Source organism: Staphylococcus equorum (assembly GCF_029024965.1).
Taxonomy (GTDB): Bacteria; Bacillota; Bacilli; order Staphylococcales; family Staphylococcaceae; genus Staphylococcus; species Staphylococcus equorum.
Map to the genome: position 1 here is coordinate 673,741 of NZ_CP118982.1, position 20,365 is coordinate 694,105.

Genomic DNA, 20,365 nt, shown 5'->3' on the forward strand with positions numbered 1-20,365 from the left:
TTAGCATGACTCTATAATATATAAGGTGAATTTTAAAAGCAAATAGGAGGAAAGTGTAATGAAGAAAATGGTGTTAATTAATGTCATTACCATTGTAGTTCTTGTAATAATAGGAGTAGTTGGCTTCCACTTTTATAATCAAGCTACAGGGTTCGTCAGTACAGATAATGCCAAAGTTGATGGTGAGCAAATTAAAGTTTCAGCTCCAGCAGCAGGCGAAATTAAATCTTTTGACGTTAAAAATAATGAGAAATTAAGTAAAGGCGATAAAGTTGCAGAGATTGCAACAAAAGGTGAAGACGGCCAATCACAAAAAATGGATATTAAAATGCCTCAAGACGGCACAATTGTAAAAACTGATGGTATGGAAGGTTCAATGGCGCAAGCTGGATCGCCAATTGCCTATGCTTATAATTTAGATGATTCATACATTACTGCAAATGTTGATGAAAAAGACATTGCAGATGTTGAAGAAGGTAAAGATGTAAATATAACACTAGACGGTGAAGACGCTGAACTTAAAGGTAAAGTAGAAGAGGTTGGTAAAGCAACAGCGTCAAGTTTTTCTATGATGCCTTCAACAAACAGTGATGGTAACTATACTAAAGTTTCTCAAGTAGTACCTGTAAAAATCTCACTAGATTCAAAACCATCTAATAATGTTGTTCCAGGAATGAACGCTGAAGTTAAAATCCATAAAAACTAAGGAGGGCTTGAAATGACAATGGCCTTCATTATTATTTACGTAGTCATAGCGCTCATTCTTGTCGGATTATTGAATCTATTTATAACGAAAAGAAATAAAAAGAAATCAATGCGACAAATGGAACATGTTAAGCATGAAAACAACACATCAAATGAAAATTATCAATCTAAATTTAATATAAGAAACAATGAAAAATCTAGCGAAACAACGAAACAATCTGCAACAACACGTCATACAAGTGAAAACGTTACATCAGAATCTGATGTGCTTGATGATGAAAATGAAACTTTTAATACAGAAACCGAAGAAGTACAACAACAAACTGATTCAAATCATGAAACTATAAATCCAAATTCAGAAGAAGCCCAAGTCAATGAACAACTAAAAGCCAAACATAATTCATTTATGTTTGGTAAAGGTGCTACACAAGCCAAAGTTTTAGTGGCAATGATTTTTGGTATGTTTATTGCAATCTTAAATCAAACGTTATTGAATGTGGCTTTACCAGAAATCAATATTGATTTTAATATTTCTGCAAATACCGGACAGTGGTTAATGACAGGATTTATGTTGGTCAACGGTATTTTAATTCCTATCAGTGCGTTTTTATTTAATAAATATTCTTATCGTAAACTCTTTTTAGTTGCGATGGCATTATTTACATTAGGCTCTTTAGTCTGTGGTATATCAGGTTCGTTTGGAATGATGATGGTAGGACGCGTATTGCAAGCCATTGGAGCTGGTGTATTAATGCCGTTAGGTACAAATGTATTTATGACGATTTTCCCACCAGAAAAACGTGGAGCGGCAATGGGAACATTAGGTATAGCAATGATCTTAGCACCAGCGATTGGTCCAACATTATCTGGATATATCGTTGAAAATTACCAATGGAATGTTATGTTCTATGGTATGTTTATCATCGGACTGGTAGCATTAATTATTGGTTATATATGGTTTAGAGTATATCAAGTTACAACAAACCCTAAAGCAGATGTCCCAGGTATTATCTTTAGTACCATTGGTTTTGGTGCGCTATTGTATGGCTTCAGTGAAGCAGGGAATAATACATGGACTTCACCTATCGTGTTAATTTCATTAATGCTAGGTGTTATCTTTATTATTGCCTTTGTTATTAGAGAACTTACAATGCGTGTACCAATGTTGAATATGGAAGTATTAAAGTATTCTGGTTTCACATTAACAACTATAATCAATATGATTGTTACGATGAGTTTATACGGTGGTATGATTCTATTGCCTTTGTATTTACAAAACTTAAAAGGGTTTAGTCCTATGGATTCAGGGATACTATTATTACCTGGTGCATTAATTATGGGACTAATGGGTCCTATTGCAGGTAAATTATTAGATACAATTGGTATTAAACCGTTAGCCCTTATAGGCACAGGAATCATGACTTATGCAACTTGGGAATTGTCGAAACTGAATACGAATACAACGTATACTCACTTAATGATAGTTTATATGATTCGTTCATTTGGTATGAGTTTTATCATGATGCCGATTATGACTGCAGGCATGAATTCCTTGCCACAACGGTTGATTTCCCATGGTAATGCCTTATCAAATACATTAAGACAACTTGCAGGTTCTATAGGTACAGCTTTATTAGTGACTGTAATGTCAACACAAACAACTGAACATATCGCTGCTTATTCACAAGATTTGGATAAAACGAATCCATTTATTAAAGATCGTTTACAAGAAATGGCACAAACAATGGGCGGCGAACAATTAGCGACATCACAATTGTTAGAATTTGTTCAGAAAATTGCTTCCATTAACGGTGTAAATAGCGCGTTTTTAGTTGCGACAGGTTTAAGTGCACTTGCATTTATATTAAGTCTTTTCTTAAAAGGGAAAGAACATTATTTATCAAAAGAAAATTAAAGTAACTATAAAATTTAAAAATGAGATATAAGTAGCTATTCTCAAAAAATAAAAGAACCAATCCATTGTCTAATGGATTGGTTCTTTCTATTTTAAAATTTAGTTGTGTTAGCTTAATGAATGAACAGTTATGCTTTCATTATTAAGCACGTATACGAGGTTTACGATTTCTGAAAAGCATACTAATAATAATCAATGCAATACTACATCCTAAAAGGATGAGCGCATTATGAATTGCATCAGCCTCAGTCAAAATATCAATAGGCTTAACGGAAACATAATATTGATTTATTGAATCAGCGATACGTCTAGCAATATTTTTAATTAAGTAAGAAAAACCAAATGTAATAACTAACATAATGGCAATAACAAACATATTGACAATTTTTAATGAAGTTCTATTAAAAATGATTGTAAAAATAGTTAAAACTAAACTAAAAATACAAGCAATAAAAAATACATAAAATACTAATATCAAACGATCGACACTTGTTTGTAAGTTGTCAATGTTTTCAACGTTGATATTTAAGTTAGAGAAGCTATTGATCGTTTCTTGAAAGTTTGTAAGTTGGTGGAAGTTAATTGTTTCTTTAACAAACACTAGATTGAAAATAGGTTCCTTAAACATACTATAGCCTGTAATAGCTACTAATATTAATACGAGAAGTTGGATAAGTATGTTTACCCAAGAAAGTTTCTTTTTACCATATCGAGATCCTCTTTGCATAGGCTCGCTCGTTAGTGTGTGCTCAAAATCGGCAAACTGTTTGTTTTTTTCGGCCATAAGGTGCTCCTTTCGCTAAACTAATATTAGCATCTGCTTATTTTATGACTTTTGTTTTGTTATAATGCTAAATAACTGATACATTTTAATTATCGATAGAATGTATTTAATATTCAATAGCATTTAAAATAGGGGTTTTATGTTACTTACATTATATTATATCTTCGTTTTTATGTCATTGTATTAATTTTACCATAACATTAATTTTAAATACTAAATTATATTAAAAAATTCTGATAAAATGCACATTAAATATAGAGATTGGGTTGATTATGAATGAAATCAAGACTGACAACAAAATTTATCAACAAGTATTTATTACCACATAGATCAATTTTATTTGAAGGTGAGCAAGATTTTGAACGTTTTTTAGACACAAGGTTAAAAATGAATGAAAAAAAGCATAAACAACCAGAAACATTAAATGTGAAATCCGATTTGGATAAGCAAACTATAGGGGACATGCAACTTTTTAGATTTTGTTTTAGGCATAGTCGCAAGAAAAAAATACTATATATACATGGTGGCTACAATGTATTGCAACCCTCAGCATTTCATTGGAGATTAATGGATAAGCTCGCATTGAGTACATTACATGAAATTGTTATGCCAATTTATCCTAAAGCACCTGAGTATTATATTGATGACACATACAGTGCTATTTTTGAAGTGTATAATCAATTATTATCCGAAGTGAGTAGTGATGAAATCATCATTATGGGCGATGGGACAGGTGGTGCACTAGCATTAAGCTTTATGCAGCAATTGCAAGATAAGCAACAACCGTTGCCAAATAAGGTTTATTTACTATCTCCGCTTCTAGATGCACATCTACAAAACGAAGCAATTACAGAAGAGTTAGAAAAGAAAGATGTCATTCTAAATAAATATGGTATTCAAAAAATTATGCGTTATTGGTCAAAAGATTTATCACTAGATGAATCTAAAGTTTCACCTATCAATGGTAATTTAACTAATTTACCACCGATATTTATGTTTGGTGGTACTCGTGAGATTTATCAACCAGATATGAAAAAATTAGTTTATATTTTAGAAGAGCGTCAACAACCAATTCATTATTATGAATACAAAAACATGGTTCATGCGTTCGAACTATTGCCTATTAGAGAGTCTCATAAAGTTGTTAAACAAATTGTTAATACAATTGACGTATAATGAACAATAAAGATATTTACTTTAAGTAAAAGCCAACTTATAAACTCAAAGTATAAATAGAAAAAAATAAGACAGTTCCAATTTGCACATAAATTGGAACTGTTTTATTGCGTTTAACTATTTATAAGTGTATTAATCGTATCGATAATTAGTTTTTGACCCATTAGATTATAATGAGTTGCTAAAAATAATTCGAATTCATCTTGAGGTTCAATCATTGAAGCAAAGTTAGAAGCAGATGTTTCAAATTCTTCTGAAGTAATAAGCACGTAATTATTATAATGTTCAATGAATATACGATCATCTGTATATGTTTTTAAAAGTGTATCAATCGCGTCGATTGCTTTCTTTTGACCTTGGAGATAGCTTATATCTAAACCACGCTTGATGAGTTTACTATCAGGGCCATTAATAACGAGACTTTTATTTTGATTGAGTTCACTAAGTTCAAATTTAGTATTATCGAATAAATCATATAGCTGTAATTGTACGACTTCTCTTATATTTTGTGACATGAATATACATCTCCTTACTGTGAAATGTTGATACGATGACCTAATTGTTTAGGCCAATCGATGCGTTCTTGATTATCATAATAACTTACAATTTGATCTAAAAAATGTTGAGGGAATGGGGCGGATTTTTTAGTTGCTCTGCTAATCCCTAACATCATAGCTTCATTTGTAGCTACAGTCGTCCCATCTTGTTTCTTCATTATTGAGAAGAAATGTACTCTTTTAACGTCGTAATTATATATATATACACTGATGTAGAATTGGTCATTTTCAATTAATTCCGATAAATAAGCAGTCTGTTCTTCAACAGTGAAGATTGTAAAATTTAATGCTTTTCGTTCTTGAAGTGATAAACCATGCTGATAATTAAATTGGTTTATTGCATCACTAAAAACCATATTGTAGTTGGCATCATGTACGTGACCGTTATGATCTATCATTTCTTTGGCAACAGTTTGTACTACTGTAAAAGGCTTTTTCATGTAAACAGCTCCTTGGTTGTTAAAAACAAAAGTAATAGTTAAATTTTAACATGTAAATGTATTTACTAAAGAAAAATAACTAAAACTTACTAAACCATACATACAGTGTATTTCATGGTAAAATAAAAGAAATGATTTGAGGAGGGAAATTATGAGTGTGACAATAAAATATCAGACTTCTAAAGAATCTTTATCCCAAGTTAATCACTTTAAAGAAATTCCTGAATCAGCTACTTTTATTTGGTGTGATTTTAATAATCCATCTGACGAAGAAAACGAGATGCTACAATCATACTTTAATTTTAATCAACTTGAAATCGATGATACAATAAATGGGACTCCAAGGGCTAAATATAAAATTTATAACACGTATCAGTATATAGCGTTTCATAGCGTTGATTCGCAATATACTGGAGACAAGGTTCTGAATCTGTACATTAAAGACAATATGTTAATTACATATCACCATAAACATTTTGAGGTATTACAAGAAGTAGAGCAGTATATCTCAAGCCATTATGAATCGGATTTAGATGCCTCAGATGTGATACTTTATATTTTAGACAAAGTTGTAGATACTTATTTTGAATTAATTTATGATATCGAAAATAAAGTCTATGAGTTAGAAGATAGAGAAACACATGGTAGCTCAACTAAAGAAATAATGGATGATGTATTTAAAATACGTTCGAAAATCATAAAATTAAAGCGTATTATATATCCGATGAGAGAATTAGTAGATAATATGAAAGAAAGCAGTCAATTACTTGTAGATGACAAGAATCATATGTATATTCAACATATAGACGATCACATGATTAAACAAGAAAATATAATAAACTTATCACAAGAAATGACTGAAGAAATAAGGGATAATTATTCGTCATATTCATACTATAAGATGAATAGCATTATGCAAATACTTACTTTAGTATCTGTTGTATTCCTTCCTTTAACATTAATTACAGGTATATATGGAATGAATTTTTCAAATATGCCAGAACTTCAATGGCATTACGGTTATTACATTGTACTTGCAATCATGTTAGCAATTAGTATAGGTAGTATTTTTTATTTTAAAAAAGAGAAATGGTTTTAATATTATATTTGAAAATATAGGTAATGTTTTAAATAATAGAGTGAGCATAATAAGGATTGAAAGTAGGGCATAAGATGAGTGATAATAAAAGAGAACAAAGAAAGAATGAGCACGTAGAAATTGCAATGGCACAACAAGATGCTACAATTTCAGATTTTGATGAAATAAGGTTTGTCCATCATTCAATTCCGAATATCGATGTGGATGATGTTAATATACAAAGTGAATTAAAGGACTTTACACTTAAGCAACCATTATATATTAATGCAATGACAGGTGGCAGTGAATGGACGAAAGAGATCAATGAGAAACTGGCGATCATTGCACGTGAAACTGGAATGGCAATGGCTGTAGGATCTACACATGCTGCTTTACGTAATAGTAAAATGATTTCATCATTTAGTATAGTAAGAGAAACAAATCCTGATGGTATTATATTCAGTAATGTTGGTGCAGATGTACCTGTAGATAAAGCAGTTGAATCAGTGAAATTACTTGATGCACAAGCGCTACAAGTTCATGTAAATGCACCTCAAGAACTTGTCATGCCAGAAGGGAATAGAACTTTCTCTACATGGATGGAAAATCTTGCGCAAATTGTAGCACATGTGGATGTACCAGTGATTGTTAAAGAAGTTGGTTTTGGTATGAGCAAAGAAACAATTAAACAATTGCATGAGATTGGGATCCGATACGTTGATGTAAGTGGACGTGGCGGTACAAACTTTGTAGATATTGAAAATGAAAGACGTACATATAAAGATATGGATTATCTTGGTTTATGGGGGCAAACGACTGTTGAATCACTATTAGAAAGTACTGCACACCAACAAGATATGGATATATTAGCAAGTGGTGGTGTGAGAACGCCATTAGATGCAGTGAAATGTCTTGCATTAGGCGCTAGTGCTGTTGGTATGTCACGACCATTTTTAAACCAAGTCGAGCACCATGGTATTACAGAGGCAATTAATTATGCTGAACAATTCACAGATCACATGAAGAAAATTATGACAATGCTTGATACACCAACAATTAAAGATTTAAAACAATCACAAATGATCTTTAGCCCTAAGCTAGAATCATGGATAGAACAAAGAGGGTTAGATATTAGATAACAAAAAAGATGGCTGAGACATAAATACTTGTCTCAACCATCTTTTTATTTAACTGAAAATGTTTATATTTCAGTTTGATTCAAATGTCATTTTTACTTTAACCAAAGATGTTAATGAATGTTGTAACGATTGGTACACCAAGTAAATCTATTAAGAATGCTCCGACTATCGGAACGACAAGATAAGCTTTAGGTGAAGCACCGTATTTTTTAGTAATAACATCTAAGTTAGCCATTGCGTTAGGTGTAGCACCTAAACCATGTCCGATGAAACCACCAATCATAACTGCGGCATCATAGTTTTTACCTAGTCCTCTGAAGACGACGAAGACTGAGAATAATACGATAAATGCGACTTGTACTAATACAATAACGATTAATGGAATCGCTAATTGATAAATTTCAGTAAGTTGAATACTCATTAAGGCAATAGATAAGAATAGGCTAAGAGAAACATCACTGATACTATCGACAATCTTCATATCAATAAGATTTAAATTATTATATTCTGATATATTACGTATAATAACTGCGACAAACATAGCACCCACATAAACAGGAACATTAATGTTTGTTATGTCCGAGAATGTATTACCTAAATAAGAACCAATGGCCATACAAATGGCTACAATTGAAAATTGTAATAGGAAAATTGTTGTCGATGTCATGCGATTTCTTAAATATGCGTTAGATTTTACATTACTGTAATCTTTTGTTGTTTCTTCTGCGTGTTCTGGTTTTAAATTATATTTATTTATTAAAAATTTAACTACAGGACCACCAATTAATCCACCAGCAACAAGACCTAATGTTGCGGCTGCTAGAGCGGCTGTTAATGCTGAATCAATACCCATGTTTTGCACGGTTTGACCATATGCTGCAGCATTCCCGTGTCCACCTTCCATTGACATTGAACCAGCTGTTAGTCCAAGTAATGGTGGAATATTTAAAACTTTTGCTAAGGATACTCCAATAATGTTTTGGAATACGGCAAGAACCCCACAAAAGATAAAATATAATATTAACACTTTTCCGCCTAAGCGTAGTAGTTTTAATGATGCTCCTAGTCCAATTGTTGTAAAGAAAGCAAGCATAAAGAAGTTCTGAAAGAATTCAGAATCTAATTTTATTGTTATAATGTTCGTTGATTGTAAGATAGCAACAAGTACTGAGAATAACAAACCACCAATTACTGGTGCAGGAATACATAATCGCTTTAAGATGCCAATATGATTCACTATATATACCCCTAAAAGATATAAAACACATGCGAGTGCTAAAGTAGTAATAGCGTCTAGCTCTAGCATTTTCATTCCCCCTCATTTTACAAATAAATCTCTCCTAAGTTGTGATATGTAAATAATTTTTGTACTAAAGCAAGAAAGTGCTTACAAAAGTCCATGATATTTATTATACATTCTCGAATATGATAATGCTACAAAAAAATTAAATGCTAAGAAATATATAGTTTTTTTGTGTAATTTAACACCAAATTTTATAATAGAACTTAATTTATATAGTATTAAAGTTAATTAAAGGCAGTAAAATTAAAATAATCAAGTATAATCAAATAGCTAAAAAAGACTAAATGACCATTATATAAAAGAAATGAAGTTTTATCCGATGACATTCTATCAGTTTTGATATACTATATATCATATGTAAATACTAGGTTATAAGGAGTAAGTATATGGGTGAATCATTAAGAAGTGAAAAACAATATGGTGCGTTAGCATTATTGCCGTTATTAATATTTTTAGTTTTATATATCGGTGTGGGGATTACATTTACGATTATGGGCAAAGAGGATGCTTTTGATCAATTGCCGCGACATGTCGCTATTTTTATAGGTATTGTCATAGCATGGACTTGTTATGATAGAAAAACGAAATTCACGAAAAAAGTTCAAATTTTTACTGAACATGCAGGGAACTCAGGCATTGTAAATCTTGGATTAATCTTGTTACTTGCAGGTGCTTTTTCAACGGTTACGTCTGAAATGGGTGGTAAAGAAGCTATGGTGAACATGGGACTTTCCGTCATTCCACCAAGTTTACTTATCCCAGGAATATTTATAATGAGTGGGTTTGCTGCGTTAACTTTAGGGACTTCAACAGGAGCGCAAGCAGCATTTATACCTGTTGGTGTAGCTGTAGCACAAGCAGCGGATTTAAGTGTTGCAGCAGCGGGTGCAGCGGTTATTGCAGGTGCTTACTTTGGTGATAATTTATCCATCATTTCTGATACAACGATTGCCGCAACGAATGGTGTAGGCGCTAAGATGAAAGATAAATTTAAAATGAATGTACTCATTGCTTTGCCTGCCGCGCTTATCACTGCAATTATATACGCCATTGTTGGTGGCACTGGTAATGTAGAAGGTGATTTAAGTTTCAACTTCATTAATATTTTGCCTTATATATTTGTATTAATAGCGGCTATTGCAGGTTTAGATGTGATTCTTGTGCTTATTCTTGGTATTGGGATGGCTGGACTACTAGGTTTGGTTCAAGGTCAAATGGGTATCTTCCAATTTACTAAAGCAATGGGCGACGGTATGGAAAGTATGTTCAACATTTTCCTTGTAGCATTCTTAGTATCTGGCCTTGTAGCATTGATTCGATACTATGGTGGTGTGGATTGGATCATTCAAGCTATGAAGAGAAAGGCTACAGGACGTAAAAGTGCTGAATATGTCATCAGTATGATGTCAGGTGTACTATCTGCTGCACTTTCACATAATACGTTAGCGATTATTATTTCTGCACCAATTGCAAAAGAGATTGGTGATGAATATAAAGTGCCACCTAAACGGATGGCCAGCTTACTAGATATATTTGCTTGTAGTGCCTTAATGGTTCTACCCCATGATAGTGGGATGTTAATGGTAGAACAATATGGTGATGTCTCCTATTTAGAAGTATTAAAATATTCATTCTATCCAGTTATATTGGTGATTTGTACAATTATAACAATTCAATTTGGTTTATTAGATGGAAATAAAAAGTTAAAAAATAAATAGTTGATGAAAAACTTATGCTTGATATAGAAAAAAGAGCTTCCATTTTTGGAAGCTCTCAAAGTGTCGACAAAGTCTCTGACTTTGTCGACACTTTTTTGTGTATGCTTTCCGCGGGTACAGCCTCAGCCTGTAGTCTTCGGCTAGTGCTTTTCCCGCAGGAGTCGGCCCAAATTACTGCCAATTTTCAAACAAAAATAATATGTTTAAATTAAACAGTGGTGAGGTCTGTAATGTTGAATAAAGCAATCGATAAAAGAAATAGAAACGAACGTAGCGTCCATCTTAGGAAGCTCCTTTTTCTATATTATTATATTGTATTAGAGCCACGTATATTCTGAATCTGTCATATCTGATTTACGCATCTTAGAGACATACGGATTGCCTTTTACAGTAAAACGTAGTGGTTTAAATGTCCAATCACCTTTATTTGGAATCCCAATACGTCCGCTTTCTTCAATAGCGCATGGGTACTTACGGTTTTTAGTGTCGATTGATAGGCGTCCTTCATTTAAGCGAGAACCATCTAAATGTCTAGGGATATTAAATGCTTTTGTCCACTTTCCAGGGCCATTAGTTAATTCAAACCCGCTTTTTCCTCTATTTAATTTCATGGTTTCAATACCTTCTTCAGGTTCTACAGCTCTAATTAATACACCTTCAGGGATGCCTTCATCTTTTGTGACAAAATTTATTAAAAGGTGATTGTGCATAACGTGCGCATATATCGTTCCACCACGTTTATACAAAGATTCTACTTTGGGTGTTCTTTTTCCATTAAAACCATGAGCAGCGCGATCTTCTTTGCCAACATAGGCCTCAGTTTCTACAATGTATCCAGTGAATGTTTCGAGTTCATCCAGGAAAACCACTTTGACACCTAATAAATCTTTAGCAATAGCTATTGTATCTCGATGTAAAAAATCCATGAGTTGTTCCTCCGGTTTCTAGTTTTAAAAAAAATAAATATTTTTAAATGTTTTTTTTAGAATCAGTAAAATTGTATTACTACTTACAAAATAGTTTGTTACACTAAACTAAATGAGATATTTAAAGAATTTACATATAATGTACCAAAGTTTAATGTAATTTAAAAATTATCTTTAACAAATGTATATGAAGGGGGAGTAATATGGAGCGGAAAATTGGTTTTCTTCAAGCGCTCAAATTATTTTGGACAAACTATGTTAATTTTAAAGGGCGCTCACGTCGTAGCGAATATTGGTACATGACGTTATGGCATTTGATTTTTATGATACCAGCGCTAATAATACTTATTATAGGTTTAATCATGCTTGTTTCAGGTGTTTCATCTTATTCCGGTGAAGTTACTATGATTGGGGGCATTTTAATAGTCATATCCTGTATATATATTGTTATATATGGATTAGCTACACTGATTCCTGGCTGGGCATTATTGGTGAGAAGATTTCATGATACTGGTAGAAAAATGGTGATTCCAGTGATTTATTTTGCTGTATTAATTGTTACTAATATTATTATTACATCAATAAATGCAATGGATCCTGAATATGCTACTATTTCTAGTATCATTACGCTATTGTTGATATATATCATTTATATGGTTTTAGGAATATATTGTTTAGTTATTTGTTGTTTGGATAGTGAAAGAAGAACAAATAAATATGGGACGAGCCATAAATACGGTAATCACATTCGTTCGAGTGCTCATGGGTATGAAGATACTTTTAATACAAAAGAAAATGGGCAACTTGGACAAACTCAAAAACAAGATGAATTAAAATATTGAAATTAAAACGCTGTTACCAACTTAGTTTAAGTGGAAACAGCGTTATTTTTTATTGCGTTATATCATTTGCATAAGAAGTAACAAAGCTATATTTTTAATCGATTATAGTTACGGCATGAGCTAAGACCATTAATAAAATAGAATCATGTCTAGCAAAGTTAAATTTAAAATGTAACTTTGCTTAATCTAATGGTATTATCAAAGTATATAATTTTTAAAAAGAAAGGAGTCGGGACACAATGTCACTAAACATTGAACATGTAACCAAGAAGTATAAAGATTTTACAGCTGTTAATGATATTTCATTATCTTTAGAACAAGGTAAAATGTTAGGTTTTCTAGGCAGAAATGGTGCAGGAAAAACGACAACCTTCAGAATGATTTTAGGTCTAACGCCAATCACTGAAGGTAAAATTGCATATAATGACAAACCCATAGACAAGACTTCATACAACCACATTGGCTATTTACCAGAAGAGAGAGGATTACATCCTAAAATGAAAGTAGAAGATGAATTGCGTTATTTAGCTACTTTAAAAGGAATGAAGTCCAAAGAAATTACAGAAGCTATAGACTATTGGTTAGATAGGTTTGGTATTAATGAAAATAGAGAAAAGAAAATTGAAGCACTATCCAAAGGGAATCAACAAAAAATTCAACTTTTAGCAAGTATGTTACATAAACCAGAATTACTCATTTTGGATGAACCATTCAGCGGCTTAGATCCAGTAAATGTAGAGTTATTAAAATCAGCGGTTAAAGATTTAAATAATGCTGGTACTACTATTATATATAGCTCTCATAGAATGGAACATGTAGAAGAGTTATGTGATAATGTCTGTATTCTAAATCGTGGAGAGCTTGTTGTTTCAGGGCCAATTGATGAAGTGAAAGCGAATCATGGTAAGAAAAGCGTCGTCATAGAAACAGAACATGAAATGTCAGAGATAGATAGCATTGATGGTGTATTAAATGTAGATAGAAGTAAAAGAGAAATTAAAGCAATGATTGAGACAGAAGCGGTTGCTGAGAAAATTTATGAAGTTGTAATACAGTATGGTTTCGTCAAAAGATTCCAAGTTGTAGAACCATCACTAAATGAGATCTTTATAGCAAAAGTAGGTGACGTCAATGGATAAATTCTTTGCAACTTTTTCCTTAACTTATAAAAATAAAGTTAAAACAAAGTCATTTGTTATATTCACAGCTATTGTGATTCTGTTAATGGTTGGAGCGGCGAATATTAATAAAATTATTGATTTATTTGACGATGGCCCTGATAAAGTAGGGGTTGTCTCATCGAATGATGAAATTTATAAAGTCATTAAATCACAAGGTGATCAGCTTGATGAAGGGGCAGACTTTAAGCAATTATCAGAAAAACAAGCAAAGTCACAGGTTAAAAACGAAAAATTAGATAAAGCATACGTTATTAAACTGAGTGAAGATCAAAAACTTTCAGGTAAAATATTGAGTAAAGATACTGTTTCAGAACAAGATAAGCAAAAATTAAAAGCAACATTATCAACTGTACAAACACAATTTGTTGCAGCGAATTTAAACTTATCACAAGATGAATTAAAGCAATTGCAATCTCAAAGTGAAGTGACTTCAGAAGTGCTTGCAGATAATGCCAACAATTCAAATTTAAATGAAGCTCAAAAAGGCTTTAATACAATGATTGTATATGCAGGCGTGATGCTCATATTCTTTATCGTTTTCAATTATGCGAGCCAAGTTGCAATGGAAATCGCAACTGAGAAAACATCACGAGTTATTGAAATGATTATTACGAGTGTGTCACCAGTGACGCATATACTTGCGAAGATGGCAGGTGTGGTTTCAGTAGCATTAACCCAAATCAGTATATTTATTGTGGCTGGCATTATATGTTTCTTAGTGTTTGATATTGGAGATATGTTAAAAGGGTTTGATATTGAACCAAACGAATTAACCGTGCAATTAATCGTCGTAGGTATCATATCAATGATTATTGGTATACTTTCATATATTATTTTAGCATCGATTTTGGGATCTATTACTGCGCGTATAGAAGATATTAATCAATCATTAATGCCAATGACATTAATTAGTATGATTGCTTTCTATATTTCCTTTTTCAGTATCATGAACACAGATACGTTATTAGTGAAAATCACGAGCTTTATACCATTACTTTCACCATTTGTAATGTTTGTTCGCGCATCCACACCTGATGTTGCTATTTGGGAAATCGTATTAAGTATGGTTATATCTATTATCACTATTTTTATACTATTATGGGTTGCAGTGCGTAGTTATAAAGATACGATTTTGAGTTTTGATAAAGGCTTTATGAGCTCGGTAAAACGTATATTTAACAAAAAATAATAATTTAAAATGCGCTATTAAAATAAACTACCATCACCATGTAATATGTGGAGGTAGTTTATTTTTTAATATTGATACGTTTATTGTGTATAAAAAACGTATCTTTTTAGAGTAAATAGAAAGTTGTTTATATAAAATTACTATGTACTTATATAAATTAAGTAGTAGAATAAAGAGGAATTCAACAAAGTTATAATATTATACAATGAAAATTTTTCTATTATTTGTATAATAATAGAAAAAGTATAACAATTTTTATGATTGTTTGTTAAAATTGACGATTAGTATAGATAAACATTTGACTAAATTGTTACAATATAAGAGAGTAATAGAAGAAATAGGGAGTATTAAATATTACACAAGATTTGTGTTATTGCATCATAGTGACTTTGCAAGTTAATTTATGCTAGAGGGAAGCATAGTTAATCACATTGATGTTGTTACATTTAATCGTATTATGTGTGATAGGGTTTGTTTACTACAATTGAATTATTATTTTCAAAATAATAATTCAAATTAATTGGACTTGTAGTGAGAAAGTTTACATTGCCTAAACACAATGAAGATCCCCCTCTGAGTTGTGATTTACAGGCCACGTTTGTAAGTGATGTTTTTATTCATGATAAAACTTAATATTAACTTTTGAAAAAGTATTGGGTTTGAAAGGGAGTAATTGATGATGTTTGCAAAAGTAGAAAGCCAAAGTAATGGTATTGATTTAATTAAAATTGATAATGAAGAAACGAAAATTGTTTTTACAAATTATGGCGCACGTATTGTCTCATGGAAATACGATGATAATAACATTGTACTTGGAAATGTTGTAGAAGCAGATGAATTCTATGAGGAAAACCCATTTCATTTCGGGGCAACAATTGGCCGTTATGGTGGTAGAATCGCAAATGCTACTTTCGAATTAGATGGAAAAACGTATCAGCTTGACGCAAATAACGGTGAACATAACATACATGGTGGCCCAGAAGGTATTGGTACACGCTTTTTTGATTATGAAATTGAAGAGCAAGTGGGCCAAGTAAAAGTTATTTTTACAACAACTATAAAAAGTTCAGACGACCATTTTCCCGGTGATATTGACCTAGAAGTAATTCATACTTATGATGTTGACCATAAATGGACAATTGAATACAAAGCAACCGCTACAGAGAAAACGTTATTTAATCCGATGAATCATGTTTATTTTAATTTGAATAGAGATAATAATGTAATTGATAACCATAGTATTTCAAGTTCAAAATTAGATATGTATTTATTAGGCGACGATAATATTGTTGAAAGCATGAAACCAATTGATTTAGTGGATACATTTAACGAAAAAAACATACAATTTAAAGACATTTTTACGAGTGAACATCCAGTTGTGAAAGCACAAATGGAACGTTTTGGCGGCATCGATCATCCATTTGATATAGGTGGCAATGAAATGACCGTTGAAAATAAACGCTTTTTATTAACAGTGAATACTGACATGCCAAATGTTGTAATTTTCACATTTAATGATACTACAAGTTGGCAAAGTGACTTTAATATTTACAAGGCACATTCTGGTTTTACACTTGAGACGCAATGTATACCAAATGACATTAACTTAATGGGAGAAAAAGCACCATCTATATTGGAAGCTAATCAACCATACTATTCAAAAACGTCATATAAAATTTTTGAAAAAGAGTTATAGAAACTAAATTGATATTATGCAAATAAGGCTAGGACATTACTTTATGTCTCAGCCTTATTTTTATATTGGCAGTAGTTAACTGAATTGGAAATGGGCTTATATTAAATTTTTAAAGACTTGCAATTCTTGTAGTCTATTTTCTAGACATCTTTGCCGAGAGCGAATCATACACCGAAACCTTATGAGAAAAAATTATTTTTCTCTCCAGTTCCCATTTATATAGTTATTTCTCTGCGATGTTTTGTGCTCGTTTTAAAAATTTTTGCAACTTTAAATGTCTCTCGTCAGTTAGATAGGGGTTCTTTAAAGCATCTGTTAAACGTCTTATATTTTTATTATCGTTATAATAGATGTCATTAAGTTCGAACACTGTAAGAGGCATATGCGTGTTTGAAGAATGTATTAATTCTAAATTTGCAGCGTCATTTACAAACCCTTCTTTGATAACTCTAAGATAAAACCCAGTCTTGCAAGAACGTGACATGCGCTTAACTAGATCTGGAATATTATACTTTTCTTGAATTTTCCAGCATGGTTCTCTTATTTCAGATACTTCTACAATTGCTTCATCTAATTGGAATTGATCACCCAAATAAATGTCATTTTCATCTAAATCGACAGCAGTTAGATTCTCACCAAACATAGCATAGTCAGGTAATGTAGAAACATCATTTTTCCATAATTCATAGTTCTTCTTACTATAAAGGCATAGCGCTTTATCTGGTCCACCATGCCCTTTATATTCTTGCTCATCTTCAATGAACCCAGTCTTCGATAACCACATTTGATTTGTGATTCTCTTTTTGTTTAAGGCTGAGCGCATTGGTCTTTTCGTACTGTATGATAAATCTTGAATTTTACCTGTAGAAATTGCATCTAGCGTATAAATCATAATTCAGTACCTCCTGCAGTTTAGTGATTATCATTTTAAAACAAATTTAGGAATATGCAAGTGAACATATATTAGCGTTTTATATTTACGTTTTTTAGCTATGTATTTTTATAAATCTCATGTACAATAAAGGTAAAAGTACTGTGTGTAAAGGGGAAGCATTATGAATAAAAAACAGTTGAAGTTAAGTACATTTGATGATGCATTAGACCAAATTAAAGATGGTATGATTGTGGGTATTGGTTCAGGTTCAACAATTGAACTACTCGTGCCAAAAATCGCAGAGAAATTAGAACAAGCACATATTGATATAACTGGAGTCTGTACTTCAAACAAAACGGCTTATATCGCTAAAGAATTAGGTATGCGTGTAGTCGATGTAAACGATGTAGATAAAATTGATATCGCAATTGATGGCGCTGATGAAGTAGACAACCAATTAAACCTTATAAAAGGTGGCGGTGGAGCACTATTTAGAGAGAAAGTAATTGATGCTATGGCAGACAGATTTATTGTTTTAATAGATGATAGTAAATGCGTAGATTATTTAGGCCAAACGTTTAAGCTTCCTGTAGAAGTAGATAAATTTAATTGGCTACTCGTATCTAAAAAGATTGAGTCATATGGTAAGGGTAATATTAAAGCAATACGCCGCGTTGTTGATGATGTGCCTTTTATTACAGATAATGGTAACTATATATTGGACTTAGAATTATACGAAAATATAGACGCTTACGAAATGCATGAGTATTTAATCCATCTTGTGGGCGTATTAGAAACTGGTTATTTCTTAGATGTTGCTGACCAAATTATTGTTGGTTCACCAGACGGTGTGAAAGTTCTTGATAAATAATAAAAAAGTGATAAAGGTCCCAAAGGATTATTTATCACTTTTTTTATATAAAGATGGTAGTGATTTAGGCGACGCCTGACTCGTTAATAAAGTACTAGTTGAAGACTACGGGTTTCGCAGAAAATGTATACAAAAAATGCCGACAAAGCGAGAGACTTTGTCGACACTCTATGAGGAAATATTATATATACAATACTTCCTCGAGATTTAATAATGTAACGCATTGATGTAATTAACGACGGTGACCACGTTTACTTTTAAGATTAAAAGGAGAACGCTTGTGTTTATCATTTGAATCATTATCTACTGTTGCATCATTATGTGTTGCGTGTGTAGTGTTTGCTTCAGTTGATGATGTGTCTTCAACATGATTATCCTCAGTAATGGATGCTTTCGCATTACTTACTGCTGAAGATTTACGAGTAGTTGAATAACGCGCACTTGTTTTTAATGACTCATTATCGTTGTCATTTGAATCATGCTTTACTTTTTCAGTAGATGCTTCAACTGAACTATTAGTTAAATTGTTTGAGTCGTTATTGTCATTATCATTAGATTTTGTGTTGTCATCTTGTTCATTTATTTCATCACTATTATGATACATCGTGTTGTTTTCAGTGTTTGTCTTTTTTTGATTAACATCAGTAGTTAAATCTGTGTTGTTTTGTTCAGTTGCTTCATTAACAGGAGATGTTGTATCTTTATCATCGACTGTTGAAGCTGTCGTCTTTGTTGTGTCATCAGTGTGCGGCTGTTGATCTGAGTCATGTGTCGTTCGGTTGGCCACAGCAACACCACTTGCAGCAGTCGTTGATTTTGAGCTGTCTGAAGTCGAAGTGTTTGTCTTGTTTTCATCTTGAACACTATCTTCGTCAACATCAACATCATCGATTTGAGCATCGTTTTCAGATGTTTCGTTAACATGGTCAAGATAGTTGTTATCATCCACTTCATCCAAATTACGTTTTGTGAAGAAATAAAGAATCGCTCGAACGATAATACTTAATAGAATGTAAACAGCGGCAACAGCAACTGTACTTAAAGCAATTACTTTCATTGGGAACACATCGCCTAATTCTTCGTTAAATAAGAAAACGAGTCCAAATGACATTGTCGCATGGAATATTGTCGCAATGTATATTGTACGTCCTTTTGTAGCACGGATAAGTTCACCAATAATCATTGAAAAAGCGAAAGAATAAAGGAAACTATATATCGCATAATCAAAGCTAAATGAAATATTAACATTCCATATTGAATACATAATCCCTACAATAATAGATGCGATAAATGTATTCATCTTAGTTTCAACAATATGTTGTAAATAAGAACGGAAACCAAACTCTACTAAGAAAGCCATGATAATTTGACCAATGATAATTGATATAATTGAAACAGATAAATCTTCTGTTTGTAGAAGTACAAAACTATCTGCATAAACATTGAAGCAAATCATAGCAATAATAAAAATAATTAATGGTATAACGAGTGCTAAAATGATACGTTCTATAACTTTTAAACTAATTGAAAACTTTAAACTACCGAGTTGCGTACCTCTGTGCTTAAAGACGAGTAAACATATAATAGCAGCAATAAATGGTGCTAAGCTACTTATGTCAAAGACAAAAGTTTTAAGTGAAATTGTACCTTGAAAATCTTTAAGTATAATAGGTGCTGCATAAGCAATAATGAAGAAAATAAATATCATCATTGCCCATTGAAAACCTGGTATACGTTTTGTATTCATTATGTAACCTCCAATAGGGTTCAGAAAAATCATTTATGCCTAATTATACATACTTCTTAGCGATAAATAAATTAAATTCAAATATTTATCATTGAAATGTAATACTTTTACAAAATCAAACGTGTAAATGCAACAATTTTAATGTGAATTTCAAAATTAACTTTTAAACAAGTGGGTAAAGGTAATTATAAATATAATTGAATTGGCAAAAATGTAAGCGTATA

At 31.9% G+C, this 20,365-nt stretch carries 18 protein-coding genes; 11 read left to right on the top strand and 7 right to left on the bottom strand.

All coding sequences use genetic code 11. From position 1 onward, the window contains the following. The first annotated feature begins 58 nt into the window (after positions 1–58). Positions 59–706 carry an HlyD family secretion protein gene (locus PYW44_RS03030; protein WP_002511478.1) on the top strand — a complete coding sequence of 216 codons (648 nt, stop codon included), beginning with the start codon at positions 59–61 and terminating at the stop codon, positions 704–706. Between the two features lie 12 nt (positions 707–718). Then, on the top strand, positions 719–2,620 hold the full coding sequence (locus tag PYW44_RS03035) for a DHA2 family efflux MFS transporter permease subunit (RefSeq protein ID WP_046465904.1): 1,902 nt from the start codon (positions 719–721) through the stop codon (positions 2,618–2,620). Positions 2,621–2,762: 142 nt separating this feature from the next. Here the strand turns inward: PYW44_RS03035 and PYW44_RS03040 are convergent, their stop codons facing one another. After that, the gene (locus tag PYW44_RS03040; RefSeq protein WP_002506855.1) at positions 2,763–3,404 is read right to left on the bottom strand and encodes a hypothetical protein; all 642 of its coding nucleotides are present in this window, start codon (positions 3,402–3,404) and stop codon (positions 2,763–2,765) included. Positions 3,405–3,680: 276 nt separating this feature from the next. On the opposite strand from PYW44_RS03040, the gene PYW44_RS03045 reads away from it, so the two are divergent. Continuing rightward, on the top strand, positions 3,681–4,580 hold the full coding sequence (locus PYW44_RS03045) for an alpha/beta hydrolase fold domain-containing protein (protein ID WP_021338475.1): 900 nt from the start codon (positions 3,681–3,683) through the stop codon (positions 4,578–4,580). Between the two features lie 113 nt (positions 4,581–4,693). Here PYW44_RS03045 and PYW44_RS03050 read toward each other — a convergent pair whose 3' ends face one another. Beyond that, the gene (locus PYW44_RS03050; protein WP_021338474.1) at positions 4,694–5,095 is read right to left on the bottom strand and encodes a hypothetical protein; all 402 of its coding nucleotides are present in this window, start codon (positions 5,093–5,095) and stop codon (positions 4,694–4,696) included. Positions 5,096–5,109: 14 nt separating this feature from the next. After that, a complete protein-coding gene (locus PYW44_RS03055; RefSeq protein ID WP_021338473.1) occupies positions 5,110–5,577 on the bottom strand; it encodes a thioesterase family protein in 468 nt (155 codons plus the stop codon). Positions 5,578–5,728: 151 nt separating this feature from the next. Between PYW44_RS03055 and corA the strand changes: the two genes are divergently transcribed. Together corA and fni are read left to right on the top strand one after the other, a co-directional pair. Further along, entirely contained in the window at positions 5,729–6,676 is a 948-nt protein-coding gene (gene corA, locus PYW44_RS03060) for a magnesium/cobalt transporter CorA (protein WP_021338472.1), read from the top strand. A 74-nt stretch (positions 6,677–6,750) separates the two neighbouring features. Beyond that, on the top strand, positions 6,751–7,794 hold the full coding sequence (fni, locus tag PYW44_RS03065) for a type 2 isopentenyl-diphosphate Delta-isomerase (RefSeq protein WP_002506860.1): 1,044 nt from the start codon (positions 6,751–6,753) through the stop codon (positions 7,792–7,794). 97 nt (positions 7,795–7,891) lie between these two features. Here fni and gltS read toward each other — a convergent pair whose 3' ends face one another. Then, entirely contained in the window at positions 7,892–9,100 is a 1,209-nt protein-coding gene (gene gltS, locus PYW44_RS03070) for a sodium/glutamate symporter (RefSeq protein ID WP_115075957.1), read from the bottom strand. 383 nt (positions 9,101–9,483) lie between these two features. On the opposite strand from gltS, the gene PYW44_RS03075 reads away from it, so the two are divergent. Beyond that, on the top strand, positions 9,484–10,815 hold the full coding sequence (locus PYW44_RS03075) for a Na+/H+ antiporter NhaC family protein (RefSeq protein ID WP_002506862.1): 1,332 nt from the start codon (positions 9,484–9,486) through the stop codon (positions 10,813–10,815). Positions 10,816–11,132: 317 nt separating this feature from the next. Here PYW44_RS03075 and PYW44_RS03080 read toward each other — a convergent pair whose 3' ends face one another. After that, complete coding sequence (locus PYW44_RS03080; protein WP_021338469.1) at positions 11,133–11,741, bottom strand: DNA-3-methyladenine glycosylase; 609 nt, start codon at positions 11,739–11,741, stop codon at positions 11,133–11,135. Positions 11,742–11,944: 203 nt separating this feature from the next. Here PYW44_RS03080 and PYW44_RS03085 point away from each other — a divergent pair, with 203 nt between their 5' ends. The 4 genes from PYW44_RS03085 (at position 11,945) to PYW44_RS03100 (ending at position 16,649) form a co-directional block, all read left to right on the top strand. After that, positions 11,945–12,583, top strand: coding sequence for a DUF805 domain-containing protein (locus PYW44_RS03085; RefSeq protein WP_021338468.1), 639 nt, complete (start codon positions 11,945–11,947; stop codon positions 12,581–12,583). 239 nt (positions 12,584–12,822) lie between these two features. Then, positions 12,823–13,722, top strand: coding sequence for an ABC transporter ATP-binding protein (locus tag PYW44_RS03090; RefSeq protein ID WP_002506865.1), 900 nt, complete (start codon positions 12,823–12,825; stop codon positions 13,720–13,722). Further along, a complete protein-coding gene (locus PYW44_RS03095; protein ID WP_002506866.1) occupies positions 13,715–14,953 on the top strand; it encodes an ABC transporter permease in 1,239 nt (412 codons plus the stop codon). Before PYW44_RS03090 ends, PYW44_RS03095 begins: the two co-directional genes overlap by 8 nt. Positions 14,954–15,632: 679 nt before the next feature. Next, entirely contained in the window at positions 15,633–16,649 is a 1,017-nt protein-coding gene (locus tag PYW44_RS03100; RefSeq protein ID WP_021338466.1) for an aldose epimerase family protein, read from the top strand. A gap of 223 nt (positions 16,650–16,872) precedes the next feature. On the opposite strand, the gene PYW44_RS03105 is transcribed toward PYW44_RS03100, so the two are convergent. Further along, a complete protein-coding gene (locus tag PYW44_RS03105; protein WP_021338465.1) occupies positions 16,873–17,541 on the bottom strand; it encodes an MOSC domain-containing protein in 669 nt (222 codons plus the stop codon). A 163-nt stretch (positions 17,542–17,704) separates the two neighbouring features. On the opposite strand from PYW44_RS03105, the gene PYW44_RS03110 reads away from it, so the two are divergent. Beyond that, positions 17,705–18,394 carry a ribose 5-phosphate isomerase A gene (locus PYW44_RS03110; protein WP_002506869.1) on the top strand — a complete coding sequence of 230 codons (690 nt, stop codon included), beginning with the start codon at positions 17,705–17,707 and terminating at the stop codon, positions 18,392–18,394. A gap of 232 nt (positions 18,395–18,626) precedes the next feature. Here the strand turns inward: PYW44_RS03110 and sdpC are convergent, their stop codons facing one another. After that, positions 18,627–20,141: a peptidoglycan release complex CPBP-like subunit SdpC gene (gene sdpC / locus PYW44_RS03115; protein WP_021338464.1), complete on the bottom strand. Its 1,515-nt coding sequence runs from the start codon at positions 20,139–20,141 to the stop codon at positions 18,627–18,629. Positions 20,142–20,365 lie beyond the last annotated feature (224 nt).